At 50.1% G+C, this 25,785-nt stretch carries 24 protein-coding genes, 3 tRNA genes, 1 rRNA gene and 1 other annotated feature; of the genes, 5 read left to right on the top strand and 23 right to left on the bottom strand.

Annotated features, from left to right (window positions below):
- Positions 1-43 precede the first annotated feature (43 nt).
- Positions 44-1,840, top strand: a complete 1,797-nt coding sequence (gene uvrC / locus WC359_00920; protein ID MFA5398996.1) for an excinuclease ABC subunit UvrC — start codon at positions 44-46, stop codon at positions 1,838-1,840.
- A 12-nt stretch (positions 1,841-1,852) separates the two neighbouring features.
- Here the strand turns inward: uvrC and WC359_00915 are convergent, their stop codons facing one another.
- Entirely contained in the window at positions 1,853-2,635 is a 783-nt protein-coding gene (locus tag WC359_00915) for an MBL fold metallo-hydrolase (protein ID MFA5398995.1), read from the bottom strand.
- Between the two features lie 77 nt (positions 2,636-2,712).
- Between WC359_00915 and WC359_00910 the strand changes: the two genes are divergently transcribed.
- Both WC359_00910 and WC359_00905 read left to right on the top strand, forming a co-directional pair.
- Positions 2,713-3,633, top strand: coding sequence for a nicotinamide-nucleotide amidohydrolase family protein (locus WC359_00910; protein MFA5398994.1), 921 nt, complete (start codon positions 2,713-2,715; stop codon positions 3,631-3,633).
- Positions 3,634-3,680: 47 nt separating this feature from the next.
- Positions 3,681-5,204, top strand: coding sequence for a YifB family Mg chelatase-like AAA ATPase (locus WC359_00905; protein ID MFA5398993.1), 1,524 nt, complete (start codon positions 3,681-3,683; stop codon positions 5,202-5,204).
- Between the two features lie 63 nt (positions 5,205-5,267).
- On the opposite strand, the gene WC359_00900 is transcribed toward WC359_00905, so the two are convergent.
- From WC359_00900 to WC359_00840, 13 genes are all read right to left on the bottom strand, one after another.
- Entirely contained in the window at positions 5,268-5,720 is a 453-nt protein-coding gene (locus WC359_00900; GenBank protein MFA5398992.1) for a hypothetical protein, read from the bottom strand.
- 147 nt (positions 5,721-5,867) lie between these two features.
- The gene (locus tag WC359_00895; GenBank protein MFA5398991.1) at positions 5,868-6,137 is read right to left on the bottom strand and encodes a TIGR04076 family protein; all 270 of its coding nucleotides are present in this window, start codon (positions 6,135-6,137) and stop codon (positions 5,868-5,870) included.
- Between the two features lie 126 nt (positions 6,138-6,263).
- On the bottom strand, positions 6,264-6,650 hold the full coding sequence (gene rplL, locus WC359_00890; protein MFA5398990.1) for a 50S ribosomal protein L7/L12: 387 nt from the start codon (positions 6,648-6,650) through the stop codon (positions 6,264-6,266).
- A gap of 75 nt (positions 6,651-6,725) precedes the next feature.
- On the bottom strand, positions 6,726-7,250 hold the full coding sequence (gene rplJ, locus WC359_00885) for a 50S ribosomal protein L10 (protein ID MFA5398989.1): 525 nt from the start codon (positions 7,248-7,250) through the stop codon (positions 6,726-6,728).
- Between the two features lie 8 nt (positions 7,251-7,258).
- Positions 7,259-7,398 (bottom strand) — a sequence feature (ribosomal protein L10 leader region).
- A gap of 2 nt (positions 7,399-7,400) precedes the next feature.
- Positions 7,401-8,117, bottom strand: coding sequence for a 50S ribosomal protein L1 (gene rplA, locus WC359_00880; protein ID MFA5398988.1), 717 nt, complete (start codon positions 8,115-8,117; stop codon positions 7,401-7,403).
- 5 nt (positions 8,118-8,122) lie between these two features.
- Positions 8,123-8,545, bottom strand: coding sequence for a 50S ribosomal protein L11 (gene rplK / locus WC359_00875; protein ID MFA5398987.1), 423 nt, complete (start codon positions 8,543-8,545; stop codon positions 8,123-8,125).
- A gap of 1 nt (position 8,546) precedes the next feature.
- Positions 8,547-9,095: a transcription termination/antitermination protein NusG gene (gene nusG, locus WC359_00870; GenBank protein ID MFA5398986.1), complete on the bottom strand. Its 549-nt coding sequence runs from the start codon at positions 9,093-9,095 to the stop codon at positions 8,547-8,549.
- Positions 9,085-9,399, bottom strand: a complete 315-nt coding sequence (secE, locus tag WC359_00865) for a preprotein translocase subunit SecE (protein ID MFA5398985.1) — start codon at positions 9,397-9,399, stop codon at positions 9,085-9,087. Before secE ends, nusG begins: the two co-directional genes overlap by 11 nt.
- A 4-nt stretch (positions 9,400-9,403) precedes the next feature.
- The gene (gene rpmG / locus WC359_00860; protein MFA5398984.1) at positions 9,404-9,571 is read right to left on the bottom strand and encodes a 50S ribosomal protein L33; all 168 of its coding nucleotides are present in this window, start codon (positions 9,569-9,571) and stop codon (positions 9,404-9,406) included.
- A 3-nt stretch (positions 9,572-9,574) separates the two neighbouring features.
- Positions 9,575-10,780, bottom strand: coding sequence for an elongation factor Tu (tuf, locus tag WC359_00855; protein MFA5398983.1), 1,206 nt, complete (start codon positions 10,778-10,780; stop codon positions 9,575-9,577).
- Positions 10,781-10,804: 24 nt separating this feature from the next.
- Positions 10,805-10,877 (bottom strand) — tRNA-Thr (locus tag WC359_00850).
- A 93-nt stretch (positions 10,878-10,970) separates the two neighbouring features.
- Positions 10,971-11,057: transfer RNA gene (locus tag WC359_00845), tRNA-Tyr, on the bottom strand.
- A 19-nt stretch (positions 11,058-11,076) separates the two neighbouring features.
- Positions 11,077-11,149 (bottom strand) — tRNA-Thr (locus WC359_00840).
- A 162-nt stretch (positions 11,150-11,311) separates the two neighbouring features.
- On the opposite strand from WC359_00840, the gene WC359_00835 reads away from it, so the two are divergent.
- Both WC359_00835 and WC359_00830 read left to right on the top strand, forming a co-directional pair.
- Positions 11,312-11,455, top strand: coding sequence for a hypothetical protein (locus WC359_00835; protein MFA5398982.1), 144 nt, complete (start codon positions 11,312-11,314; stop codon positions 11,453-11,455).
- 53 nt (positions 11,456-11,508) lie between these two features.
- On the top strand, positions 11,509-11,790 hold the full coding sequence (locus WC359_00830; GenBank protein ID MFA5398981.1) for an acylphosphatase: 282 nt from the start codon (positions 11,509-11,511) through the stop codon (positions 11,788-11,790).
- Positions 11,791-11,792: 2 nt separating this feature from the next.
- Here the strand turns inward: WC359_00830 and WC359_00825 are convergent, their stop codons facing one another.
- From WC359_00825 to WC359_00785, 9 genes are all read right to left on the bottom strand, one after another.
- On the bottom strand, positions 11,793-12,524 hold the full coding sequence (locus WC359_00825; GenBank protein ID MFA5398980.1) for a DUF362 domain-containing protein: 732 nt from the start codon (positions 12,522-12,524) through the stop codon (positions 11,793-11,795).
- A 265-nt stretch (positions 12,525-12,789) separates the two neighbouring features.
- Positions 12,790-14,294: ribosomal RNA gene (locus tag WC359_00820) — 16S ribosomal RNA — on the bottom strand.
- 379 nt (positions 14,295-14,673) lie between these two features.
- Complete coding sequence (locus tag WC359_00815) at positions 14,674-15,747, bottom strand: uroporphyrinogen decarboxylase family protein (protein MFA5398979.1); 1,074 nt, start codon at positions 15,745-15,747, stop codon at positions 14,674-14,676.
- Positions 15,748-15,800: 53 nt separating this feature from the next.
- Entirely contained in the window at positions 15,801-16,439 is a 639-nt protein-coding gene (locus WC359_00810; GenBank protein ID MFA5398978.1) for a cobalamin-dependent protein, read from the bottom strand.
- Positions 16,440-16,461: 22 nt separating this feature from the next.
- Positions 16,462-17,631 carry a uroporphyrinogen decarboxylase family protein gene (locus WC359_00805; protein MFA5398977.1) on the bottom strand — a complete coding sequence of 390 codons (1,170 nt, stop codon included), beginning with the start codon at positions 17,629-17,631 and terminating at the stop codon, positions 16,462-16,464.
- Between the two features lie 308 nt (positions 17,632-17,939).
- The gene (locus tag WC359_00800; protein MFA5398976.1) at positions 17,940-19,310 is read right to left on the bottom strand and encodes a glycoside-pentoside-hexuronide (GPH):cation symporter; all 1,371 of its coding nucleotides are present in this window, start codon (positions 19,308-19,310) and stop codon (positions 17,940-17,942) included.
- Positions 19,311-19,370: 60 nt separating this feature from the next.
- Positions 19,371-20,279: a glycyl-radical enzyme activating protein gene (locus WC359_00795; GenBank protein MFA5398975.1), complete on the bottom strand. Its 909-nt coding sequence runs from the start codon at positions 20,277-20,279 to the stop codon at positions 19,371-19,373.
- 8 nt (positions 20,280-20,287) lie between these two features.
- A complete protein-coding gene (locus WC359_00790) occupies positions 20,288-22,858 on the bottom strand; it encodes a pyruvate formate lyase family protein (GenBank protein MFA5398974.1) in 2,571 nt (856 codons plus the stop codon).
- A gap of 127 nt (positions 22,859-22,985) precedes the next feature.
- Complete coding sequence (locus WC359_00785) at positions 22,986-25,565, bottom strand: pyruvate formate lyase family protein (protein MFA5398973.1); 2,580 nt, start codon at positions 25,563-25,565, stop codon at positions 22,986-22,988.
- Between the last annotated feature and the right edge of the window lie 220 nt (positions 25,566-25,785).

Genomic DNA, 25,785 nt, shown 5'->3' with positions numbered 1-25,785 from the left:
TTTCGATGCTAAAATTCTTCCGTAATTGATTAAACTGCACATTGTGTCCTACTTAAAGCTTCTGCCTCCCAGGCCCGGCGTCTACACCTTCAGAGACGTCAACGGTGCAGTCATATACATCGGAAAAGCATCAAACTTGCGCAACCGGGTAAAAAGCTACTTCAAATATACACCCAATCTATCTGAAAAAACAGCCCGTATGGTACAGCAGATCGACAAAATTGAATTCGTTATTACGGAATCGGAAATAGCAGCTCTTGTACTTGAATGTCAGCAGATAAAAAAGCACAGGCCTCCCTATAACATACTGCTCAAGGACGACAAGAGTTTTCCCTATATTAAGGTCGATGTCAAAAATGAATGGCCCACCATCAGCATTACCAGGCGGCGCTACAACGATGGCGCTAAATACATCGGCCGCGTACCCAGTGCGTGGTCGGCACGCCAGACCTATAATTTCATTAAAAAAGTATTCCCTCTAAGGTCCTGCGATAAGAAGATCAGCGGAAATGAAATAAGGCCGTGTCTGAAATATCATATCCGCCGCTGTTACGGACCCTGTATCGGAGCCATCAGCAAGGAGGAGTATCAGGCCATCGTCCGGCGGGTGGTGGCCTTGCTTGAGGGTAAAGAGGAGATGGTATTGCGCGACCTCAAGAAATCCATGGCCGCGGCATCGCATTCTCTTGAATTTGAAAAGGCAGCAGCCTTACGGAACCAGGCTCAGGCCATTGAAGCGGTAATCGCCAGCAACAACATCCCCCTCAATATCCGCGGTGAACAGGATGCCATAGCGATTGCTCGTGACGACGAACTGGCCTGCGTGCGCATTTTCTCGATCAGCAATACACGACTGGCCGGCGATGAGCACTTTATCCTGGATGATGTCAGAGATGAGCCTGTTGCAAGGCTGCTGGAAGGATTCATCAAGCAGTATTATTCCTCTACCGACCATATCCCCGGACTGATCCTCCTGCAGTCCCCTATCGACGAACGTCTTCTCATATCAGAATGGCTGAAAAACAAGCGTGGTTCTAATGTTGAGCTGCGCGTGCCGCAGAAGGGTGTCGGCCTTCGTCTCATCAACATGGTAATGGAAAATGCACGCCAGCAACTGGAGATCTACAAGAACAGGCGCGCAGCCAGACCCGAAAATCTCAAACTGCTGGCGAACCTGAAGGAACTGCTCGATCTTGAGCGCTTCCCGCATAGAATTGAAGCCTACGACATATCAAATATCCAGGGTACCAGCGCTGTCGGCAGCATGGTAGTATTTGAAGACGGCAGCCCCAGGCCGCCTCATTACCGTCGTTTCAGGATAAGGTCGGTCGCCGGCGCAGACGACTATGCTATGATGCGAGAGATGATCAGGCGGCGTTTTAAAGAGCACGTAAACGATGGAGGCAAATGGGCAAGCTTGCCGGACCTTGTGTTGATCGACGGGGGCAAAGGGCATCTTCACGCTGCCATATCCGCTATGCGCGAAGCAGGTATCAAGGATATTGCCGTAGCCAGCATAGCCAAAGAGAACGAAGATATATATCTACCCGGTTTCAACGAGCCTGTACCCATGGACAAATCATCGCCCGAATTACATTTGCTACAGAGGACGCGGGACGAAGCGCACAGGTTTGCCATTACGTATCATAAGAGCGTCCGTGCAAAGGCGGCCCGGGAATCTGCCATGGACAGTGTTTCCGGCATAGGCCCGTCCCGCAAAAAGGCGCTGATCAAGAAATTCGGCTCAGTACGCAAAATAAGAGAGGCAAGTATCGAGGAGCTAACCGCAGTTGAAGGCATCACGCCGGGGCTGGCACAGAGAATACTCGAAGCACTGTAAACGCAGTCTCGGTCAGACCATTTCATCCAGGTCAAGCAACATGCCGTCCCTGGCGGCTATGACCCTGACGCCCGTGGCGTCGCTCACCCGCTGCTCGATATCCCACGGCTTTTCCCTCCACATGGTCAACCCGAAGTGCGTGAGCACTGCCGCCTTCGGTTTGATCTCTCGTATAATCGCTTCTGCCTCGGGCAAAGACAGGTGGTCGACCGGCAGTCTCCTCTCGTAACTTAATACGTTGATAATCACCAGTTCAGTCATATAGTAACTGGCCAGCGAATCGAAAATCTTCGTGTCCGTTATCCACGAAAATTTGTGGCGTGGCGTTTTAAAAACGAAACCGTATGTCTCTACCTGGTGTATATGCTTCACGGGAGTATTGAAAACCACGTCGCCCTCCGTCTGGTCTTTCCCTTCCTCCAGCACCTCCACCTTGCCGGGATAAGCCCTGACGTAGGGAAGTATCACAGCGCCATTATTAAAAGCATCGGCCGGCGCGTACAGCGATCCGCGCTTTTTCCAACCGCCGTCAGTCATAGCTTCAATCATCACATTTATGTCAACTGAGTGATCGAGGTGCTTGTGTGAGAGGATAATGGCATCAAGCACGGGAGGCTCACAGCCGTATTTAATTGCGTAAACCAGCGAGCCCGGGCCTGGATCCATCAATATCTGAGTGCCTCCCAGATTCATCCAGGCGCCGCCGGTGGCTAACAGCTGCTTGGCGACTGTAAACCTGGCGCCCCCCGTCCCCAGAAATAGAATTGTGTCACGCAGATTTACCATGGCGATCATTATATCAGCTTGCCCCGCTTATACTGAAGGAAGCGTTTCTGTTAAAATGCCACCTGAAAGGACATCCGGAGGTTTCCGTGAAAAAATCCGAGGAACAGATAGCCATTTTAGTCAGGGCATATCGCGACAAGGCCGGCAAATGCCTGACCATCGGCACGGTGGAATCGGCTACCGGTGGACGGGTAGCTGATAAAATCACCAATGTGGCAGGCAGTTCCGATTATTATAAAGGATCGATAGTCTCGTACAGCAACGACCTCAAAGTTGATGCTGCCGGTGTAAAACCTGATACCCTAAAGCTTCACGGGGCTGTCAGCCCTGAGACAGCAGGGGAAATGGCGGAAGGCGGGCGCAAGGCTCTTGATGTGGACATATGCCTGTCCACAACGGGCATTGCCGGCCCGGGCGGCGCAACACAGGAGAAACCTGCAGGCCTTTTTTATATAAGTGTGGCAACTCCAGATGAGATATCGGTCGAAAAATTCGTCTTCAAGGGAAACCGTATAGAGATCAAACGCAGCGCAGCCAGGAAGGCACTGGGGCTGCTGGAAAACCGGCTTCAAGGTTATCTCGATCGTCTATCTTCTATTCCTCTTGAAGAGAAACACGTGGTCACCTGTTTCCTTGAACAGAGACAGCTGATACTGATATTGAGGCGCAGTAACAAGGTGGGCACGTACCAGAGGACATGGGCGGGCGTCAGTGGCTATATCGAGACCGATCCGCTGGACCAGGCCTACAGCGAGATCAGGGAGGAGACCGGACTTTTCAAGAACAATATCAGGCTGGTCAAAGAAGGGAAAACGGTTGAGGTGGTGGATGAGAAGCTTCACAGAAAATGGATCGTACACCCCTTCCTCTTCCACGTGCTGGACCCGGATAAAATCCTGATCGATTGGGAACACACCGAGTGCAAATGGATCAAACCGGGCGACCTTTCGGGGTATACCACTGTCCCCGGCCTTGACAGAGCGCTGCGCAGCGTCATGCATAAATAATCGGCGGCGTCATATCTGGTATAATCAGTCATAAAGTCACTTCATATATGTTAGCCAGAATTAATACTGCAGCGATGGTCGGGCTCGATGCACGCATGGTCGAGGTGGAGGTAGATATATCGCCCGGCTTACCAGGCACACTGATCGTAGGATTGCCCGATGCCGCCGTCAAGGAAGCTCGTGATCGCGTGCGCGCCGCCGTGCGCAACTCCGGCTGCAGCTTCCCTATGAAAAGGATAACGGTCAACCTTGCGCCGGCCGACCTGAAAAAGATCGGCCCAACCTACGATCTACCCATCGCCATCGGCATACTGGTCAGCTCCGGCCAGATCAACATCGACTGCTCAAATACACTCTTCCTGGGCGAGCTGTCCCTGGACGGCAGTGTGCGTCATCTCAACGGCATCCTGCCCATGGTAGCCATGGCCAGGGAAAGGGGCATCCGCAGCGTTTTTGTGCCCGCAGAAGATGCCGGTGAAGCAGGATTGATCGAAGATATCGCAGTCTACCCGGTTATCGCGCTCGGGCAACTGGTAAGCCATTTCCAGGGTGAACAGGATATCCAACCGTACTCAGACAAGGCGAAGTGGGAGGATTCATATCGGGCAGGCCAGCAGGACGATATATCGCAGGTAAAGGGCCATGAGCACGCCAAGAGGGCACTTGAGGTGGCCGCCGCGGGAGGCCACAACGTTTTGATGGTAGGGCCTCCGGGAAGTGGAAAAACCATGCTGGCGCGCGCCCTGGCCAATATATTGCCGGCGCTCACTCTTACCGAAGCGATCGAAGTGACCAAGATATACAGCGTCAGCGGCCTTACGTCCCGTGATATCCCGCTTATCAACCGGCGCCCATTCCGCGCGCCGCATTATTCCACCTCGCACGCAGGTCTGGTGGGAGGTGGCCGTCTGCCGCATCCGGGTGAGATAAGCCTGAGCCACCGCGGCGTCCTTTTCCTGGATGAATTCCCCGAATTTAACCATATGGCCCTTGAATCGCTGCGCCAGCCACTGGAAGACAGGGTTATCACCATCAGCCGTGCCGAGGGCAGCCTGACCTTTCCGGCTAACTTCATACTGGTGGCTGCCATGAATCCCTGCCCCTGCGGATACTACGGCGACCCGGTCAGGGAATGCACATGCTCATCCACGGTAGTCACTCACTATCAGAAAAAAATCAGCGGCCCGCTCATGGACCGCATCGATATTTTCCTCGATATACCCCGTGTGGATTACGATAAGCTCATGGATGACGGCCACTCTGAAACCTCGGAAAGCGTGCGCCGGCGCGTTCAGGCAGCCAGGCTAATCCAGACTGAAAGATTTGCAGGATCCGCTTTAACGGATAATGCCGACATGACCGCCCTCGAGATAAGACAATTCTGCAAGGTCGATCCTCAGGCCCAGGCGCTGTTAAAAACAGCCATGAAACAGATCCATTTCACTGCAAGGGCCTTCCACCGTACGCTTAAACTCGCGCGTACCGTAGCGGACCTGGACTGCTCTCCGATAATAAAGACCAACCACGTGGCCGAGGCATTGCAGTACAGGCAGAGGAATATCAACCAATAAAAAAGCAGGCGAGCTTGAGGCCCACCTGCCCGATCTTATATACCGTGTCACCTGTGGTGACGCTTACTTTTTCAGTTCGCTGTATTTCCTGATCATGGCAATGATACCGTAATCGGTCAGCAGCACCGTGCGGTTTATGCCATCCGAGGCCTGGTATTGGTCGAGGGCTGAGGTAAATAGAACCTGAAACTCGGCAAAAAGCCACATCTGCCTTCGCAGCAGAATCAGCGCATAGACCGCTTCATCCAGGGGAATATTCTCATAAAACTGCTCCTCGGCGAATTTGGAGAAGTATGCTGTGGCGACATCGTATGTATTCTGCTCAAAATACATTCTCTTAAGATTTTTATAGAAGGATTCACCCTGGTTAACCAGCTTGAATTCACGGACTTTTTTATAGGCTGCGGTCTTTGGGTTGGACACCAGTGCCTTTGCCCACAGCCTGGCTATCTCCTGGGCGTGCTGCTCGGTGAAATTTAACAATTTGTCAGCATAGGCTATATACATCCCGGCCATAGCACCCTCCTTTAATTGTCACCACGCTGATTTAAATACAGGATACGTGCAAGAGAAAATTTATTCTAAATCTCTATTCCCACCCCCTTGGTTTATTTACTCAATTAAATTATAAATATGTGATTTACAAATAACAAGAGACCTTGATCACTTTCTGCGGGATAATTCAAAAACCACAGGGCTGCCCGGATCGGGGCAAACCACGGTGCATTTGTCAGGATCTTTTTCCCAGGGAAAGTTGCCCTCCGACATCAATACCTGGGCAAATGGGAATAACGTGTAAAAAGCCCAGGCGCACATGCCTGCCGGGCACATGTCCGTGACCACGAATTCGTCGCCCTGTTTGTGGCCGGCCACGCATGTGCCTTTCTGTGATACTACCTTCGCGGAAATCACACGTTTCTCATGATTCGCCATATATATCTCCTCCTGTCCACTGCTTCTGCACGAAAAATACCACGATCCCCGCAAAAACGAAAGTTCACCGGCTTGCCTGCAGCGAAACGGGAAGCCGGTGAACTGAGCGTGCTTACGAGAAATGAACTATTTTACTTCTACTTTTGCGCCGGATTCTTCCAGCTTCTTTTTAATGGAAGCGGCCTCGTCCTTGTTTATGCCTTCTTTGACGGGCTTGGGCGCGCCTTCAACCAGATCCTTGGCTTCCTTCAAACCAAGCGTGGTCACCTCACGTACGGCTTTGATGACGGCGATCTTGTTCTCGCCGACTTCCTTGAGAATCACCGTGAAATCGGTCTGTTCCTCGGCGGCTGCGGCTGCTCCGCCGGATGCCCCACCGGCAGCCGGCCCTGCGGCCACGGCCATGGGCATAGCGGCGCTGACACCGAATTCCTCTTCCAGCGCCTTAACCAGCTCCGAAAGCTCAAGTACGGTCATTCCCTTTATCATCGTTACGATCTCGTCTTTTGTCATCCTGGTATCCTCCTGTTATTCGTTTATTACAGATTAATTATTGATATAGGGTTCATTACCCTGTAATTGCCTGCTTCAGGCGCTCTCGAGCTGTCTCGCTCTGGCCTGTAATACTCCGACCAGCCCGCGCAGCGGTGAACTGAGTACAAAATGAAGTGCATAGACCGGTGATTTCAGACGGCCCAGCAACTGGCTGATCAGTACCTCCTTCGATGGTGTCGCAGCCAGGCTGATCACGTCAGCGGGTGTAAGCACCTTATCACCCAGCACGCCGCCTTTGACTTTCAGCACGGAGTTGGCCGACTTGATGTGCTCGATCAGAATTTTAGCCGGCTTAACGGCGTCGTCATAGCTGAAGGCTATGGCCATGGGCCCTGTCAGGAACTCGTCCAGGCCTTTTATTCCCGCTTTCTCGGCAGCGAAACGCATGAGAGTATTTTTGACTACTTTGTACTCGACACCCTGTTGATGCATTTGCTTGCGCAGCTGTACCATCTCTTTCGCGGTCAGGCCGCGGTAATCCGTGGCGACTGCAACCACGCATTTGCCGAGGCTGCCGGCAAGTTCGTTGATAACCGCTTCTTTCTGTTTACGTAACATATCAATGCTCCTATAAAAAACTATCCTCGTGCCGTTGCACGAGGATTATTCAGGCAGCAAACTGATGCTATCCCTGATAATTAACCTCGGCGGGCATAAGATTAAGCCTTGCGGCGCCCGCTATCAACGGCTGATTTTATTCTTTTAATACTATGCGCTTACAGCCAAATCCGTTATGGACTTGATATCAAGCCTGATACCCGGTCCCATAGTTGTCGAGACCGATGCTGTTTTTATATACTGTCCCTTTGCACCGCTCGGCCTGGCACGCGTAATAGCTTCGATAACCGACATGAGATTCTCGTAAAGCTTGTCCTCTTCAAAGCTTTTCTTGCCCACAGGAACGTGTATGATGGCGGTCCTATCGAGCCTGAACTCCACGCGGCCCTTCCGCACCTCGTTGATAGCGCGCGGTAAATCGGCGGGTCCGACAACGGTTCCTGCCTTGGGATTGGGCATAAGCCCTTTCCTGCCCAATATTTTGCCCAACTTACCGACTTTGCCCATCATATCCGGTGTAGCTATGCTCACGTCAAAATCCAGCCAGCCGTCCTCGATCTTTTTCATCAGGTCGTCGGCGCCCACGTATTCCGCGCCGGCCTCTGAGGCGAGCCTGGCGCCTTCTCCCTGCGCAAATACTACAACCCTCACCTGCTTGCCCAGGCCGTTGGGTAAAAGAGCTGTGCCTCGTACCTGTTGGTCGGCTGCGCGGGGATCGACGCCCATCCTGAGATGCAGTTCGACCGTCTCGTCGAACTTGGCGTAGCCCGACTTTTTAGCGATGGCAACAGCCTCCCTGGGATCATAGACCTTATTGCTTGCAACCAGTTTGGCTGCTTCTCTGTAATTTTTACCTCTGGTAGCCATTGTAATTACTCCACTTTTATGCCCATACTCCGGGCGGTTCCCTCAATAATACGAGCTGCGCCATCCAGGTCCAGCGCATTCAGGTCTTTCTGTTTGACCTTGGCGATCTCGTTGATTTTTGCTTTTGTTATTGTGCCGGCTAACTGCGTCGGCGTAGCCCCGCTGCCTTTCTCAATGCTCAGGGCTTTTTTCAGGAGGTCCGAGGCCGGCGGTGTCTTGGTAATGAAGGTGAAAGACCTGTCCTCAAAGACCGTGATCTCCACCGGTACGATGGAGCCTTCAAATGATTTGGTGCGGTCGTTGTAGTCCTTGCAGAAACCCATGATATTGACGCCGTGCTGGCCCAGGGCAGGACCGACCGGCGGCGCAGGCGTCGCCTTGCCGGCCTGTATCTGTAATTTGACTATTGCTTTAACTTTCTTGGCCATTTTATAGTTTCTCCACTTGCAGGAAGTCCAGCTCTACTGAAGTCTCCCGTCCGAAGAGGGTCAGCATAACTTTAACTTTGCCTTTGCTCATATTTATTTCGTCGACGGTGCCGATGAAATCCGTGAATGGACCGTCGACCACCCGGACGTTCTCGCCTTTTTTAAACCTGATCTTGACCTGTGCTACGCCTTCCTCTTTCTGCTTGAGGATCCGGTTGGCCTCGTTCTCTTGCAGCGGTGTGGCTTCCTTTCCATCACCTACAAAGCCCGTAACCCCCGGTGTTTCCCTGACTACCTTCCAGCTCTCGTGGTCCATCGCCATTCGGACCAGGAGGTAACCCGGGAACATTTTTTTCTCAACGGTCCTGCGTTGCCCGGACCTTATTTCGATCTCGTTCTCTTTAGGTATCTCTACATTGAGGATCTTGTTGCCGGCGTCCATTGATTTGATACGCTGCAGCAGCTTATTCTTAACTTTCTCCTCATGCCCTACGTAGGTATGTATGATATACCATCTGGCATTGGCGTCAACGGTCACACTATTTGCCACCTAATAATACTCTTGCCACGAGCTCTGAAAAACCGTAGTCAACAGCGCCCAGTATAACGCCCATGACAATGCACAAGCCCAGAACGATCAGGGTCAGCCGTATGGTCTCCTGCCGGGTGGGCCATACTACTTTCCTCAACTCTCCGATTACATCGGAGAAAAAAGTAAACCGGCGTTTCTTGGGCTGAGAGGGCTGAACCTGAGGTTTCTTAGCCTTTGCCAGCGCCTGACTTTTATTGTCCTGAACTGCCTGGTCTCGTGTTTTGGTAGGTTGTATAACCTTTACCTGTTCTTTATTAGCCACCTTGTTACTTGGTCTCCCGGTGTAGCTGATGACTTCGGCAACGGGGACAATATTTCTTCAGTTCCAGACGCTGTGAGTCATTCTTTTTATTTTTTTCTGAGGTATAGTTCCTCTCCTGGCACGTCGTACATGCCATATAGACTACGCCTCGCGCATCACCTTTTTTTGCCATCTTTTATCCAAGTATCTTCGTGATCACGCCTGATGCAACCGTCTTACCGCCCTCGCGGATGGCAAAGTGCATGCCCTGCTCGAGTGCAACGGGGTAAATCAGTTTGATACTCATTTTAATACTGTCACCCGGCATGACCATCTCAACGCCCTGCGGCAGCTCGGTCTGGCCTGTAACATCCAGTGTCCTGATAAAGAACTGCGGTTTATATCCGTTGAAGAAAGGTGTATGCCTGCCGCCCTCTTCCTTGGTCAGAACGTAGACTTCACCCTCGAAATGTGTTTGCGGTTTGATGCTACCCGGTTTGGCCAGCACCTGTCCTCTCTCCACATCCTCGCGCTCGATGCCCCTGATAAGGCAGCCGACCGCATCGCCTGCTTCTCCGGCTTCAAGCTGTTTGTGGAACATCTCAACGCCTGTGACTACAGTTTTCTTGGTTTCTTTAATGCCGACGATCTCAACCTCGTCGCCGATCTTAACCACGCCACGCTCGATTCTGCCGGTGACCACAGTACCGCGCCCTTTGATGCCGAACACGTCTTCGATTGGCATCAGGAACGGCTTGTCAACTGCACGAGTCGGCTGAGGAATATAATCATCCACAGCATCCATAAGCTTTATTATGCCGCTGCACCACTTGCAATCGGGTTTGCCGCAGCCGCATTCCAGCGCCTTCAGGGCGCTCACGCGGACGATGGGGATTTTGTCTCCAGGGAAATTGTATTTGGTCAGCAGGTCCCTCAGCTCCATTTCGACCAGCTCAAGCAGTTCCTCGTCTTCCATTGCGTCAACCTTGTTCAGCGCCACAACCATGGCGGGTACTTCTACCTGCCTGGCCAGCAGGATGTGCTCCCTCGTCTGGGGCATGGGGCCGTCGGGAGCACTCACGACAAGTATGGCGCCGTCCATCTGGGCCGCGCCGGTGATCATGTTCTTGATATAGTCGGCATGGCCGGGGCAGTCCACATGGGCGTAATGCCTCTTCTTGGTTTCATATTCGATATGGGCGATGGCGATGGTAACGCCCCTGGCCTTTTCCTCGGGAGCATTATCGATGCTATCGAAAGGTCTGAACGATGTATCACCGATGCCCTGTTTGGATAAGACTAATGTGATAGCAGCGGTCAATGTGGTCTTGCCATGATCCACGTGACCTATTGTGCCCACATTCAAATGCGGCTTTTTTCGCTCAAATACTTTCTTTGCCATATGGTAAAACCTCCTTCATTTCTGAGCCCACAATCAGATTCGAACTGATGACCCCGTTCTTACCAAGAACGTGCTCTACCGACTGAGCTATGTGGGCAAATTGCCATAATATTATATATCACATCACGCAGATGCGACCACAAATTATACAATAAATCATTTTAAATCTACAAAATTCAAAAAAGAATACTGGTGGAGGGAGTAGGATTCGAACCTACGTAGCCCTTAGGGCGGCAGATTTACAGTCTGCTCCGATTGGCCGCTCCGGCATCCCTCCATACCGGTCATCAGATCTTAGCCCGAGAGGGGAGTCGAACCCGCTAACCTACCGATTACAAGTCGGTTGCGCTTCCATTGCGCCACTCGGGCAACAAGGCGTCCTATCCGTGCTTTAATCAGACGACAAACACGAATTATAGATGGGGCATAGCTAAAAGTCAAGGTAAATCAATACCCCACGCTATCTTTACTTGCCCGCGATTTATTTGTTAGACTTAGCTGAGCGCATAATACGACTCAAGGAGAATTGTTATGGGTTCTAAAGATAAGGGCAAGAAGGAACACAAAAAGGCTAAGAAAGATGCAAAAAAAGCGGCGCCGGCTACGATTTTTGAACCGGTGTCCGAAGTCGAAGTGATCAGGAAGAAAGGGAAAAAAGAGGAGTTCCCTGAATAGTCGGCGGACACTTTTAATAGTCGCGGCCGCATCCGGTACCTCGGGGTCGTCATATGTCTGATCTGGCCCGGCTTCAAGCCGTCGTACACGGCAGAGTACAGGGAGTTTATTACCGGGCTTTCACATTTCGCATAGCCAAGAGTTTGTCGCTCAGTGGCTGGGTGAAAAACTCACACTCTGGAGATGTCGAGGTTCAGGCCGAGGGCGCCAGAGAAGACCTGGAAGCATTGCTCAAGCAGTTGAAAGTGGGTCCGGAAGGCGCTTCAGTCTCTGAAATCGACGTGACCTGGTCGGATTACACGGGTGATTTCAGCGGCTTTAACGTCAGGTACTGAAATCAGCTCTCTAATTCGCTTTTGCCGGCCTTAATGACATCCAGATACTGCCGGTCAACTCCCAGCATATCCGAAGCTTCCCGGTCGATCTCATAAGGCTCTCCCTCGAATATTTTACCCGGGCACTCGGTCTTCCCTTTGAACGAATCGTCGGCCGCACTGAATTTTTTCCTGCCGTCGATGATGGCCAGGTCGAAGGGCAATGTGAAGTAGAGGTCGGCGTATACCTTGTCCCAGCCGAATTCATCCAGCGAACCCCATCCGCAGTCGGATCCTTTCTTATATTTGCTTACCGGCAGCAGACTGAGCAGGTTTTTAATGCTGAGAAAGGCGTGGTTTCCAACGGTGCGCAGAGATGATATTGTGATGAGGAAATCGCACGAAAGCACAACATTGGGCACCCAGAAAGTTGCCACCGCGAAGGGATGAGGCAGGGGATTCTCGATCTCCACCCAGATGCAATCCTTGACATCCAGCATCAGAACACGTTGGAAATCGTATCCCAGCGACTTATAGATCGGATAAACCGACTCTCCGCTTGCGGTGCCCTCCAGCACGATGATATCGGCGTCGCTGACCTGCTTGACCTTGTCTATCACCGTGCCAAGTATCTCCCTACTGGTGCTGAAAGGATACGGGTAAGGATAACTGGCATTGGGCTTAATGAGGATCTTGTGTGCCCTGGAGACCAGCGGAGGCGGTTGAAAAACGTATTGTGACGCTTCGTATATCATCTCAGGATATTAAAATACTCATTTAATACGGTCGGTCCGCCCGACAGGGGAATTATCTCTCTGTCCACGTAAATCTATTGATTTTATTGTATCATCCAAGTCAATGGAAAGATATACCTTTGGCGAGAATCGATTGAATTGCCGGGGATGGCGTGGGAGGGAAATAAAAAACCTTAACATCTGGATAGTGGAAGGAAGTAAATTGATTTCAAAGGTACGGCGGCGTTGCCGCCACCGAACGACCATAGGAGTAAATACTCCCTAGAAAGGAGGTGATCCAGCCGCACGTTCCCGTACGGCTACCTTGTTACGACTTCGTCCCAGTCACCGGTCCCACCTTCGGCGACTGCCCCCCTTGCGGGTTAGCCTATCGACTTCAGGTGTTACCGACTTCCATGACGTGACGGGCGGTGTGTACAAGGCCCGAGAACGTATTCAACGCAGTGTGCTGACCTGCGTTTACTAGCAACTCCAACTTCATGCAGGCAGTTTCAGCCTGCAATCCGAACTGAGGATGATTTTTTGGATTGGCTCCAGATCGCTCTATTGCAACCTATTGTATCACCCATTGTAGCGTGTGTGTAGCCCAGGATGTAAGGGCCATGCTGACTTGACGTCATCCCCACCTTCCTCCGCGTTATACGGGCAGTCTCGCTAGAGAAATTAACTAGCGACGAGGGTTGCGCTCGTTGCAGGACTTAACCTAACACCTCACGGCACGAGCTGACGACAGCCATGCAGCACCTGTGCAAGTTCCTGACTGGATACAGGTCGTCCCTCTTTCGAGTTTCTACTTCAAGCATGTCAAACCCTGGTAAGGTTCTTCGCGTTGCATCGAATTAAACCACACGCTCCGCTGCTTGTGCGGGCCCCCGTCAATTCCTTTGAGTTTTAGCCTTGTGGCCGTAGTCCCCAGGCGGAATACTTAAAGCGTTAGCTTCGGCACAGAGAGGGTCGATACCCCCTATACCTAGTATTCAACGTTTAGGGTGTGGACTACACGGGTATCTAATCCGTTTCGCTCCCCACACTTTCGGGCCTCAACGTCAGGAGCATCCTAGAAAGCCGCCTTCGCCACTGGTGTTCCTCACGATATCTACGCATTTCACCGCTACACCGTGAATTCCGCTTTCTTCTGATGCCCTCAAGCTCCCCAGTATCAACTGCAGTCTCCCAATTGAGTCGGGAGATTTCACAACTGACTTAAAGAACAGTCTACACCCTCTTTACGCCCAGTAAATCCGGATAACGTTCGCCTTCTACGTATTACCGCGGCTGCTGGCACGTAGTTAGCCAAGACTTATTCCACGAGTACCGTCATATTTCTTCCTCGTGAAAAGGGGTTTACAACCCGAAGGCCGTCATCCCCCACGCGGCGTCGCTGCGTCAGGCTTTCGCCCATTGCGCAAAATTCCTTGCTGCTGCCTCCCGTAGGAGTCAGGGCCGTATCTCAGTCCCCGTCTGGCTGGTTGTCCTCTCAGACCAGCTACTGATCATCGACTTGGTAGGCCATTACCCTGCCAACTATCTAATCAGACGCAAGCCCCTCCTCAAGCGCAAAAGCTTTGCTGATAAGCTGACGCTTACCAGAACATGCGGTATTAGCCTGCCTTTCGGCAAGTTATCCCCCACTTAAGGGTAGGTTACTTACGCGTTACTCAGCCGTTCGCCACTCCCCGATCAATCTTGCGAAAAATCGGGGCGTTCGACTTGCATGCATCAGGCACGCCGCAAACGTTTATCCTGAGCCAGGATCAAACTCTCTTAATTAGTTTAGAACCTTCCTTCCACTATCCAGTTGTTAAGGTACGTTTTGGAAAACAGCACTTATATTAGCATGCCGTTTGGGGGATGTCAAACAATACCAAATCAATTGTTGATGTTCTGTGATTTTGTCACCTTCACTCCCAACCGATTCAGATAGGCGCATATTATTCTGGCAGTGAATAGTAATGTGTGCTGTTACTCCCCTGGAAACAAATGGCTGAAAGAAGCAGGCTTGACTTAGATGTTGCATGTACGGGGGTGGGTATATCCCAAGGAGGAAGTATCACGCGTATCATAACGCACTTTACCCTGGACCATGAACATGTAATAGTCTTACGAGTGGATCAACGTCAAATATTAATAAAACTTAACTGTCAATACGCTAATCGTAGAATCCGAAATCATCAATGGCCTTTGTCAGCATGTAGAAATTATATGGCGGCGTCGATGACGGAGTCTCACAGGCCGTCATGAGGATATACCCACTGGGGGCATCTTTGCCGGCTAGGATGCATTTTTTAGCTGCCTCATAGACTTCATTGGCCGCCGCGTTGGCAACAAGTGAAGTATCGAGATTGCCGGCAATGATATTTTTTTCACCAAAGTATTTTATTCCATCCGCAATGCTAACCTGTTGTCCCAAGCTAACGATGCCGGGATCGCCCATAGGCACCTGGCTCCATAAAGGCAGGTTCTTATTCTGCTCTCCGCAGATATGGCATAAAATGTGCTTCACACTCAATCCCAGTATCTCCTGGTGCAGCTTCTGCTGGTAGGGCAACACGAATTCTTCAAAAGTGCGTGGCGATATAATGGAGTTTGCTGCAGTGGGTTCCCATATTTGCACCAACAGGCGCTGCGTGCCGAAGATCTTAACCCACAGCCTGGCTGCACTTAAGATATGATCGGCCGCCAGCTGCATAACCCTGTGGACCGTTTCCGGTTCCCTCGCTATCCACATGCACAGATTTTTTATATCACAGATGTTGCCTGCCGTGGTGAATACACCGCCCACCACAAGACTGATCAAACCACCATGGCTTTCCTGCATTTTGGAAAACTCCAGCGCCTTGGGAAGATTGCCCGCTGCCTGCGGATCCAAGAGCCTGAGCTTATCGATATCTTCAAGCGATTGTACCGGGTAGCGTATACTTCTCGGTGATTGAATCGAATCGCCGATCGGGAACTCTACTTCCCCACCAAACTCTCTCGTCCCATAGACAGCACTGCCGAAAAAGGGGTACTGGTCGTGTCCATACATTTGCTGGGTCCATAGTTGGGCATCGAAGCTTTTAACAGGTTCGCTGTACACTGAACCTATGGGGTACCCGACGTTCTTAGCGCTGAAGCCCAGCGAAAAGGGGAAAAAAGGCACGCGGTCGAATTTTTGCCTGTTCAAAAGGGAGTTTACCCGCTCGATGGATGTCATTTTACCCTTATTATCAGTTTTATTCATTACCTATCTAATCTTGTTAATTTAAGTCAGAAATAACCCCAGCTACTGAAATATTAAATAAATTTCTCGCAGAGATAGACGGCCGCCATCGCATCTTCTCCATGGGCATCACAGCCCAGCTCTTTTGCCAGGACCGGCGTGGTGCAGGCACCGCCAATGATGATTTTTACTTGATCCCGCAGCCCGGCCATGGTTATCTCCTCCACCGCGGACCGTAAGGAGATAACCATGGGTGTTAGCAGCATAGAGAGCGCCACGATTTTTGCCTTGTGTTTGCGTACTGCTTCAACAATCCGCTGAGAGGCAACATCGGACCCCAGGTCGATCACCTCAAAACCAGCGGCGCTCAGCATCATACCCACCAGGTTCTTGCCGAGGTCATGGATATCTCCCTTGACGGTTGCCAGCACGACGGTGCCTTTGCCCTGAATATCGGTATTGACCAGCAATGGCTCCAGCGGGACCAAGCCGGCTTTCATCACCTCTCCCGCCAGCAACAGCTCGGTCAGGAAATATTCACCTGACTGGAATCGCTCGCCCACGATCCTCATGCCGGCGCTCAGACCCTCGTTCAGCACATTGCGCGGATCGGCGCCCGCCTTTAGAGCAGCGCTTACCTGCCCTGTCACTCCGTCGATATCCAGGCTGACAACAGTTGCCAACACCCCTTGTATAGCTTCATGTTCGTTCATTGCTCACCTCATCGATTTCAATCTAATGTGCGATAGGATACGCCCCGTAGCGGTGGGTATATTCGATCATCCAGCGGGTATTTTCGACTTTCACCGCATAGTGCGAGTTGGTCTTACCCATGATGAACCCACCATCCTGAGCAGCAGCTTGTATCGCCGACTTTACCGCTGCCTCCACTTCCTCCCGTGTACCCTGGCTCATCACATGGGAGATGTCAAGGTTACCAAAAATGCACATCCGCTTCCCTACTCGTTTTTTCACCTCCGCCAGGTCTACCCCGGCAGTTGGCTCCAATGCTTGTGCACCATCGAAGCCCCAATCCACGAAAAGATCCAGCAACTGGTTCACGTTGCCGCAGCAATGGATGATGATCTTCAAGCCGCGTTTGTGAGCCTCTTTGGTGATTCTCCGCAGGCCGGGGCCGAAAAATTCATCCAGCACACGTGGCGAAACCATCGGTCCGCTCTTGTAGGCCAAATCGTCCTCGTAAACTAAAGCCGGCATTCCAGCATCGGCAGTAGCGTGGATGGTAGCCAGCCAGATCATCTCATAATACTTTGCCATGCGCCGCACAAAGTCGGGATTGCGGTGTAGCGCAACTGAGAAGGCTGTCAAGCCCATGCCCCCGGTGGACGCCTCCCACAACCCAGCACACGACAGGCTGCCCAGCAGATAAATCCGCTTGCCATAGCGTTTCTGCAGGTCGGCGAAGATAGGATACAGCATCTTATACAATCGATCGGGAGTGGGGTGAGGCCAGGCGTCCCATAGCTCCGGCGTGGTCAGCAATCCCTGACGGTACATAGGCGTGTCCACATTTCCATCCGGGTCGGCTACCAAATCGTATAGCTTACCCCAAATGTCGGTCGCCTGCCGGTTACCCTTTAGATTGAAAATCGCCGAGTACCCCGCCAGGGAACAATCGTATCCCAGGACGATGTCGGCTTCAATTTTTTTTGACATAAATTTCTCTACCTGTCGATTGGACCAGCCAATACGATTTATCAGTGGGGCAGCCAGTTTGAATAACGTCCCTGTCAAGCCTTCCTGGATCAGGCGTAGCGGAACGGCCTTGTTTTTCTCGCCCAGGATTTCGTAAATCTGGTTCTGTATCACGGTCTCGGAGTAGATAGGCACACGATCAGGTATTCCCAGATTGAGTGCGATTGCGGTTCGTTCGTTGCTGTTCATGAGTTACTCCTTACAGGTGTTTCTACGAACAATTGAAATAACCTTAAATCTTCGAGATAACGTTCGCTAATTATTGGCATATCAACATCTTCATACATAATGTTATTTACACCTTTTTTCTTTTACGATGGCCTTTAAATTCACCTCAGAATAGATTCATCATTATGAACTTTTTCAGTTATAAAAATTGTTTAAAACGCAGTGCATATCCTGAAGGTACTCGCGTAGAACCCTTACTAATGCGTTCTGATGTCTCCTCTTGCAACGAGCTGCCCACAAACGCCATTACAGGTCCCCATCATTTACAATCAGGCTCCTGACTTGATCTCATCAAGCATTTTACGATGCATTTCAGCATCGATGGGATAGAAAGAAATAAGCGTAATAGTAGCCAGAATGAAAATGAGTGGCACGGCAGTCATTAAAAGCTTGATCATAAATAGTGTACCTTCACTCTGTGCAATGTTTGGAATATAGTTCGCCAGAGTGAGGCATTGCCCGGCAATAAAACCCGCAAGCGCGGCTCCTATTTTAAAGCTAACCCAGAAACAACCATAAAGGATCCCTTCTCTGCGCAATCCCGTCTTCCATTGGGAGAATTCAACCGTATCGGGAATCATCGACCACGGGCTCAGGTAAACGGTTGCCATCCCCACACCAGCCAGGAATAAGATCGGAACTATATACTCAATGCCTTTATCACTGAAAAAATACAGAAGTACCAGTGCGATGGAAAAAATTATCAGGCCTGTGTTAAAGGCAAATTTCTTGCTCTTCTTTTTTGAGATAAACACGAAAAGAGGCAGGAAAATGCCCGCAGTGACGAAGAGTAGGAGGAAGGCGATGGGGATCATCCATTCCATCTGGAGGTTATATTTAAAATAATAGTTTACCACCACTCCCACAATACTTATCCCAACCATCATCAGAGTAGTCGCTCCGGTTAGTATGAGAAAGGGGCCATTTTTTACTACCAGCGCCAAATCCTTCTTAAGCGGCTGCTTTACCTCTCCCGAAGACAAACCCCTCTCTTTGACGCTCGCAAATGTAATCATCAGCAAGACGACAACGATAACTGCATATATTATCCCCATAGCTCGAAATCCTGTAGTCTCGTCAGCAAAAGATCCCACCAGTAGCTTCGTTGCGCCCGCAGCAGCAAGCGTTCCTGCAAGCGCGAAGGCCATGGAATAGCCCGAAAGAGACGACCTCTCGTGGGCATCAAGCGTGAGATCGGCCGTAAGGGAGCCGTAGGGAACATTCGCCACAGTGATTGCCGAACAGAAGGCTATAAATGTAACAAATCCATAGATTATTCGGTCTGTTTCTGAAAGGTTCGGGGAGGCGAAAAGCAATATCATCGAGATACCTAATAATATCGATCCAAACAAAATATATGGGCGTTTCTTCCCCCATCGTGACTTTGTATGATCGCAAAAGTATCCTACCATCGGATCGAAGACAATATCCCAGGCTTTAGATACAAAAAAAATGGCCCCTGCAAAGGCCGCGCTGATCATAAACACATCAGTATAAAAGAAGATCAGGAAAAGGGCGACAACCTGGAACGCTAAGTTAAAGGCAAAGTTGCCTATGCCATAACCCAACTTAACACCCAGAGAGAGGCGTTCGCTGCCTTCGACCGTGTTCACATTTGAGACCTGCTGAATGTCTTTCATATGGATTCCTCACACATTTCTTAATTACCTATTGTGTTACAGATTTGTAGCTGAATTATCCTATTGATTGAACAATGGTTCGTAACCATATGATTCAACTATCCCGGCTATTTCCGTCTTCATCGCGTCGGTTAGCTCGCCCATGTCGCGATAGTCGCAGCCTCTGTTGATCTTTTCGTATTTTGTTTTAGCCATTCTGTTATACGGCATGAGATGTACTGGTCCCTTATAGGAGGATTCTTTGAGAACCGATAAAATTCCATGCATTGATTTGGCATCAGCATTGAAACCCGGGATTACCGGAATTCGCGGTATGATCCGTTTGCTTCCGATTCTCTCAACGAACTGACTGAAATTCTCTAGTATTCTTTCATTACCAGTGCCGATATACTCACGATGTTTTACCGGATCAGAGTGTTTGAGATCGAAGAGAATAAGGTCAGAAAGCGTTTGCAGTTTCTCAAGAGAATCCGTATTAAAACATCCACTGGTTTCTACAGCGGTATGGATACCCAAGGCTTTCAACTTTATTAGAAGATCGAAGAGAAACGATGTCTGAACTGTCGGTTCACCCCCTGACACCGTCACTCCACCCCCCGAAGCCTGGTAGAAATCTCTATCCCTGGAGACTAGAAGCGCTATTTCTTCCGAGTCGCACTCACGTCCGATTTTTTCCATGACGTTGTTCCTGCAGACAGCGGCACATTTACCACAAACAGAGCATTTTTCACGATCCCGCAGGACTCCTTTGCCAGTCATGCTAAGCGCTGCCTGCGGGCAGGCTTTGATGCAGGCGCCGCAACGTGCACACCGTTCTGCAAAATATGACATCTCCGCCATACCAGACTGTGACTCGGGGTTGTGGCACCATAAACAACGGAGCGGACATCCCTTCAGAAAAATTGTGCTGCGTATACCGGGGCCATCATAAATGGAGTAGTATTGTATATCGAAAACCAAGCCCTTCATGAAGTATCTTAAACTCCCCTGTGTTCAGTCCTCTCGATGATTTCATTCTGTATTTCATATCCAAGGTCTACAAAATATGCACTGTAACCGCCGACCTTCACAATGACATTCCTGTAATTCTCCCTATCCTTCTGCGCCGCTTTAAGCACCTCAGTTGAAACCACTGTCGGCTGAAGCTGTTCGCCCCCCAATCGGAAATACGTTTTCAATAGATCGATCCATTTCTTCCTTGCCTCCTCTGTTTGGCCGATGGAGGATGGGTGCAATCTGATATTTACTGCACAACCCATGACATTGGAAAAATCGATAGCAGCCACCGATCGCAGCACACCGGTGATACCGCATTTTTCCACGTTGTAAGGATTACAGCTGGCTGCATATGGCTTTGCGGCCTTCCTGCCATCAGGAGTGGCAGTTGAAATGCGACCGTCATATGTATGCGTAGTCATACTGTTGACAAAGGGGGCATAAAAACCTCCTTTATACGTATGGTAGTGGAAAGTCTCTTCGAAAATACGCTTTGTCACATCGTGTGCTATAGAGTCCGACTCCGGATTCCCGTTGCCCCATTTGCCGTCCACTTCGTTTATCCATTGATAGATATTCTCATATCCCACAAAGTTCTTATCGACGGCATTTAAAAGATCTTTAAACGTAAACCGCTTTTGTTCAAAGATAAGTTTTTTCATCACGAAGAGCGAGTCAACGACGTTTGCTATGCTGTTCATAAATAGAATGCCTTCAAGGTCATATACTGCACCGCCGGCCGTTATATCCCTGCCATGGTCCAAACATCCACCCATGAAAGCCGAGATATAAGGCGCAGGAAGGTGTTCAGCATACAGACTGTCTCGTATATATGTTGCCTCAACGAGCTTTTTAATCTGAAAGGCTGTTTGTTCTACAAATGCATCGACCAGTTGATCGAAGGTTATAAAAGTATCAGGATTTCCTGTCTTAAGTCCGATGCCTTCAACCATGCCTATCACGGTCTGCGAATCGCCATTGCGAAGAGTCATGTCGAGAATCCGGCTTAATAATAATGCGCAGAATGCCTCTCCACCGGTTTTGCCCGGGGCCACCATGTCAACACAACCGGTAATAGCATAGCCAAGCGCATCCTCGCGCGAAAAACCGCGCTTTTCCAGGGCTTTGATACTCACTTCATCATTCATGACTGATATGCTGGAGATACCCTCATGGTGAAGCTCGGCAACCTTCCTAAAAAGCTCCGGGGGGGAATTCTTATGCAGTCGGACAACGAAATTCAGCGCTGCCTTTGAATCTGCTGCGGCTTCCAGCATCACATACGTTAGATCGTTAGTGGCATCCTTCGCGTTGGCGGTAAGTCCTCCCATTGTTACAGGCTCAGACCCTTCGTATCGCTGGGTGAAATAGCTGATGAAATTGGAATACGGCCTCATATTATGGCTCATGACTTTGAGAAAGAGCTCTTCAAGTAATTCACGTGCTTCTTCCCTGCTGATCTTACCCTCTTCCATATCCTTGACGTAATATGGGTAAAACAATTGGTCCAACCTCCCAGGTGCGTGCACGTTGAATGGCATCGAAAGTTCGACCGCGGTTTTTATCGTCCAATACGATTGGACGGCCTCACTAAAGCTCTGCGGCGGGTACAGTGGAACTCTCTTACATATTTCAAGTTGCCGCTGCAATAATCTGCCTCTTTGGGGATCCTTGTTCTGTTCAAGCTCTCGCAATATCGTTTCCACTAGCCTTCGGGCGTAAATAATGACCCCTTCTAAAGCAATGTCAATTGATTTCAGAAATTCACGTTGATCTGATGTTAAGTCTTTGCTATTCAGTCGTTCTCTTATTTCTTCATGCATCCCCAGCAGTCCCTTCTTCAGCGGCGTCTCATGGTCCAGAATCAAATGTCCCTGCCAGGTGCCTATTGCAGACCCGGTTGAGATGATCGTGTCATTCCTGGACGTAGTGGATGGAAGCGCTGCCGAAAAGCTCAGGATATCTCCGGTATAAACGTTTGAACTCTCCAGAGCTGTTTTAAGAAGATCGGCAATGGTTTTCCCCTTCCAATAAGGGAAAAGCTTGTTGTGGAGTTCTTTTTTATCACCTGATGTTATCCTGTAGGGATTTATTTTGCGGCTGTACATTGGACTTAATCCGATACTCGGCATCGCCACGCCCACATCCGCCGTATGTTTCATATTCCTGTAAAGGGTCAATAAACCGTAGCGCCTTATCATGCTTCCGATAAATCTCAGGTTTGATCTAGCCAGGTGCCCCGCCATCGAGAGTCTGCCCAGCTCAATCTTTAATGTCTCATTGAAAAGACCCCGTTCGATATCAATAGGAATCCCCAGATAATACTCTGTCCACGTACCGCAGATCCTGTCGTCAGGATCCAGATTTATACGCATTTTCTCATATACATTTTTCATGGAGAGGGCTACCCGCACTCCCGGCGAAAAGTTGCTCTTCTCTGTTTCACGCCACTTTTCCGTATAATATCGCGCACGTTCAATGGAGATGCCGGGCATATCCTCAAGGTACCTGCGGCGAATTCGTTTGATGCGTTCCGACGCCTTATCCTTCATATACATCTAATGTCTCCTATGACTATTATCATCCCTGCCATTATTACCCCGAATTACCTGACAATACCACCAATACTACTAAGCTCCACCACCTAAATGTCGAATACAATCCCTGAAGCCATATCCTCTACACCATTTTGTGCTCTGATCTAGAAATAATCTCCTCCTGGATCTCATACCCGAGATCCACGAAGCAAGCACTGTAGCCACCGACCTTTACAACCACATCCATGTAGTTCTCGGGATTCTTCTGGGCCGCCCTCAGCACCTCTGTAGAGACCACGGTGGGCTGAAGCTGTTCGCCGCCCATACCGAAGTATGTCTTGACCAAGGATATCCACTTCTTTCTGCTTTCCGTATCTTTACCGATCGCTGAGGGGTGCATTCGGAGATTAACCGCAACCCCGAGCACGTTGGTGAAATCCATTGTGGCAACCGAGCGAAGCACTCCTGTCGGCCCGTGCTTGTCCACATTGTAAGGATTGCAGCTCGAGGCAAACGGTTTGCCGCCTTTCCTGCCATCGGCAGTTGCTATACAGATGCGCCCGTCATAGGTATGTGAGGTCATACTGTTGACAAATGGAGCTATGAATCCCCCTTTGTAGGTGCGGTATTTGAATGTCTCAGTGAACAAACGGGTGGTAAGGTCCCTGGCAAAGTCGTCCGATTCGGGATTGCCATTGCCCCATTTACCCTCCACTCCCTGGATCATGCGATGGATATGCTCATAGCCGGTAAAGTTGTTATCGATGGCACTCAGCAGTTCTTTGAAAGTAAACTCCCGCCGTTCAAAGATGAGTTTCTTGATCACATAGAGCGAGTCAACCACATTGGCGATGCTACTCATGTAGAGGATACCCTCAAGATCATAGATGCCGCCACCACGGGTGACATCCTTCTTCTTTTCCAGACATCCCTGGATGAATGCCGAGATATGCGGGGCAGGAAGATATTTGGCATATAGCCGGTCTCTGATGCAGGACGCCTCTGCAATCTTCTCAATCTGGAAAGCAGCCTGCCTGACATATGCATCAACGAACTCACCGAAAGAAGAAAACCCCTCCGGTTCGCCGGTTTTGAGCCCGACGTTTGCCACCGTGCCCACAAGAGTACGGGCATCCCCATTTCTCAACGTAATATCCAAGGTACGACAGAGCAGCAATGCGGAATACGACATACTGCCCATCTTGCCGGGCACGCACAGGTCAACACAACTTCCCATGGCATACTCTCTGGCGTCCTCTTGAGGAAATCCCCGTTTCTCCATGGCCTTGAGACAGACATCATCATTCAGCATAGAAACACTTGAGTAGCCGTTATAGTACATATCGGCTAACCTCATGTATAACTCGTCAGGGGTATTCCTGTTAAAGCGAACCGCAAAATTCAGCACAACCTTGGACTGTTCTGCGGCATCCAGTATTACATGGGTTAGCTCGTTGCATAAATCCTCCCCGTTCACGGTTTGCCCGCCGAGCGTCACCGGTTCCGAGCCTTCGTAACGGCTGGCGAAGTAGGCGGTAAAATTGGAATATGGCCGCATATTGTGGCTCATAACCTTCAGGAACAGCTCCTGTAACAGCCAACAGGCTTCGTCCCTGGTGATACGACCTTCCGCTATATCATCGCGGTAATATGGAAAAAGGATTTGGTCAAGCCTGCCGGGCGTGTGAACATTGAATGGAATGGCAAGCGCGACTGCTGTCTTCACGGTCCAGTACGACTGCGTTGCCTCGCGGAAGGTGCGTGCTGGGTTCAGAGGTACGTGCTCACAGATCTCCAGCATTTCTGAGAGTATCTGCTTTTGTTCCGGATTATTCTCACGCTCCAGTTCCTGCTTCAGTTTTTCCGTTAACCTGCGAGCATAGATCATCACTCCCTCAAGAACGATATCAATGGAATCAAGGAATGCGCGTTCATCGGGGCTGAGGTTTCCGTTCTGTTTAATTAATCCCTGAACTGCAGAGCGCATACCGATAAGACCGTGTCGCAGGTATTTCTCATGGTCGAGAATCACATGTCCCTGCCAGTTACCGATTCCAGCACCCGGCGAGATAATGGTGTCGTTTCGTGAAGTGGTTGAAGGAAGGGCTATAGCAAAACTGAGCATATCTCCTTTATATATATTTGAAGATTCGAGCTCTTTCCTGAACACATCGACAATGGTCTTTCCCTCCCAGTAAGGCAATAATTCTTTCTGCAGTATCTTCCGGTCTTTAGGCCGGATCGAATAGGGATTGATATTGCGCTTATCCACGGGCTTGGTGCCGATGCTGGGCATGGCGGCACCGACTGCCTGGATATGTTTCAGGTTTCGATAGAGATTCAGAATCCCATATTTCCTGAACATGTAGATAAAGAAACTGAGGTTTGTCTTTACAAGGTATCGGATCATGGAAGGCCGGTCGAGTTCGATCTCCATTACCTTATTAAACAGACCACGTTCAATATCGATCGGTATGCCCAGGTAATTCTCGGTCCAGGTGCCGGCAATCCTGTCATCCCTATGGATACAGATGTCCATGTTTTCATAGACATGTTTCACGGCAAGTGCCACTCTCACAGCCGGCGAAAGCGTGCTGTTTTCAGTCTCACGCCATTTTTCAGTATAGTACCTAGCCCGCTGGATGGAGATAACCGAAATATCCTTCAGATAGCACTTATGAATTCTCTTTATCCTCTCCCTGGCCTGATCTGCTATATTCATTCCTGCTATCCCCTTTTAATTATTGTTGAATCGCGGTCTTGGGCACTCTCTTAATCATCTTCCTGCAAAATATAACCGGTTCTAACCTCGGCTATATTTATAACTGAATCTGGTTCAATTGTCAAATATTTTTAAACTCCGTAGAGCAAACTTTTTGCGTTAGAGGGGGTACGTGGGATGGAGATGCGGATGGGGTGAGACGGTTATAGTTCTGGGGGAA

It is taken from the genome of Dehalococcoidia bacterium, assembly GCA_041653995.1.
Lineage (GTDB): Bacteria > Chloroflexota > Dehalococcoidia > GIF9 > UBA5629 > CAIMUM01.
Note: the sequence above shows the minus strand (reverse complement) of the source record. Positions and strands in the feature narration are given on the sequence as shown.

Coding starts and splice junctions, on each gene's coding strand:
- WC359_00900 (MFA5398992.1), bottom strand. CDS start 5,720: ATGGCCGGGATGTATATAGCCTATGCTGACAAATTGTTAAATTTCACC.
- WC359_00800 (MFA5398976.1), bottom strand. CDS start 19,310: ATGAAAGACATTCAGCAGGTCTCAAATGTGAACACGGTCGAAGGCAGC.
- tuf (MFA5398983.1), bottom strand. CDS start 10,780: ATGGCAAAGAAAGTATTTGAGCGAAAAAAGCCGCATTTGAATGTGGGC.
- rplJ (MFA5398989.1), bottom strand. CDS start 7,250: ATGTTACGTAAACAGAAAGAAGCGGTTATCAACGAACTTGCCGGCAGC.
- rplK (MFA5398987.1), bottom strand. CDS start 8,545: ATGGCCAAGAAAGTTAAAGCAATAGTCAAATTACAGATACAGGCCGGC.
- WC359_00895 (MFA5398991.1), bottom strand. CDS start 6,137: ATGGCGAATCATGAGAAACGTGTGATTTCCGCGAAGGTAGTATCACAG.
- WC359_00805 (MFA5398977.1), bottom strand. CDS start 17,631: ATGAACAGCAACGAACGAACCGCAATCGCACTCAATCTGGGAATACCT.
- WC359_00830 (MFA5398981.1), top strand. CDS start 11,509: ATGTCTGATCTGGCCCGGCTTCAAGCCGTCGTACACGGCAGAGTACAG.
- WC359_00835 (MFA5398982.1), top strand. CDS start 11,312: ATGGGTTCTAAAGATAAGGGCAAGAAGGAACACAAAAAGGCTAAGAAA.
- rplL (MFA5398990.1), bottom strand. CDS start 6,650: ATGACAAAAGACGAGATCGTAACGATGATAAAGGGAATGACCGTACTT.
- WC359_00825 (MFA5398980.1), bottom strand. CDS start 12,524: ATGATATACGAAGCGTCACAATACGTTTTTCAACCGCCTCCGCTGGTC.
- rpmG (MFA5398984.1), bottom strand. CDS start 9,571: ATGGCAAAAAAAGGTGATGCGCGAGGCGTAGTCTATATGGCATGTACG.
- WC359_00795 (MFA5398975.1), bottom strand. CDS start 20,279: ATGAAGGGCTTGGTTTTCGATATACAATACTACTCCATTTATGATGGC.
- rplA (MFA5398988.1), bottom strand. CDS start 8,117: ATGGCTACCAGAGGTAAAAATTACAGAGAAGCAGCCAAACTGGTTGCA.
- WC359_00790 (MFA5398974.1), bottom strand. CDS start 22,858: ATGAAGGATAAGGCGTCGGAACGCATCAAACGAATTCGCCGCAGGTAC.
- WC359_00815 (MFA5398979.1), bottom strand. CDS start 15,747: ATGAATAAAACTGATAATAAGGGTAAAATGACATCCATCGAGCGGGTA.
- WC359_00915 (MFA5398995.1), bottom strand. CDS start 2,635: ATGATCGCCATGGTAAATCTGCGTGACACAATTCTATTTCTGGGGACG.
- WC359_00810 (MFA5398978.1), bottom strand. CDS start 16,439: ATGAACGAACATGAAGCTATACAAGGGGTGTTGGCAACTGTTGTCAGC.
- WC359_00785 (MFA5398973.1), bottom strand. CDS start 25,565: ATGAATATAGCAGATCAGGCCAGGGAGAGGATAAAGAGAATTCATAAG.
- WC359_00905 (MFA5398993.1), top strand. CDS start 3,681: ATGTTAGCCAGAATTAATACTGCAGCGATGGTCGGGCTCGATGCACGC.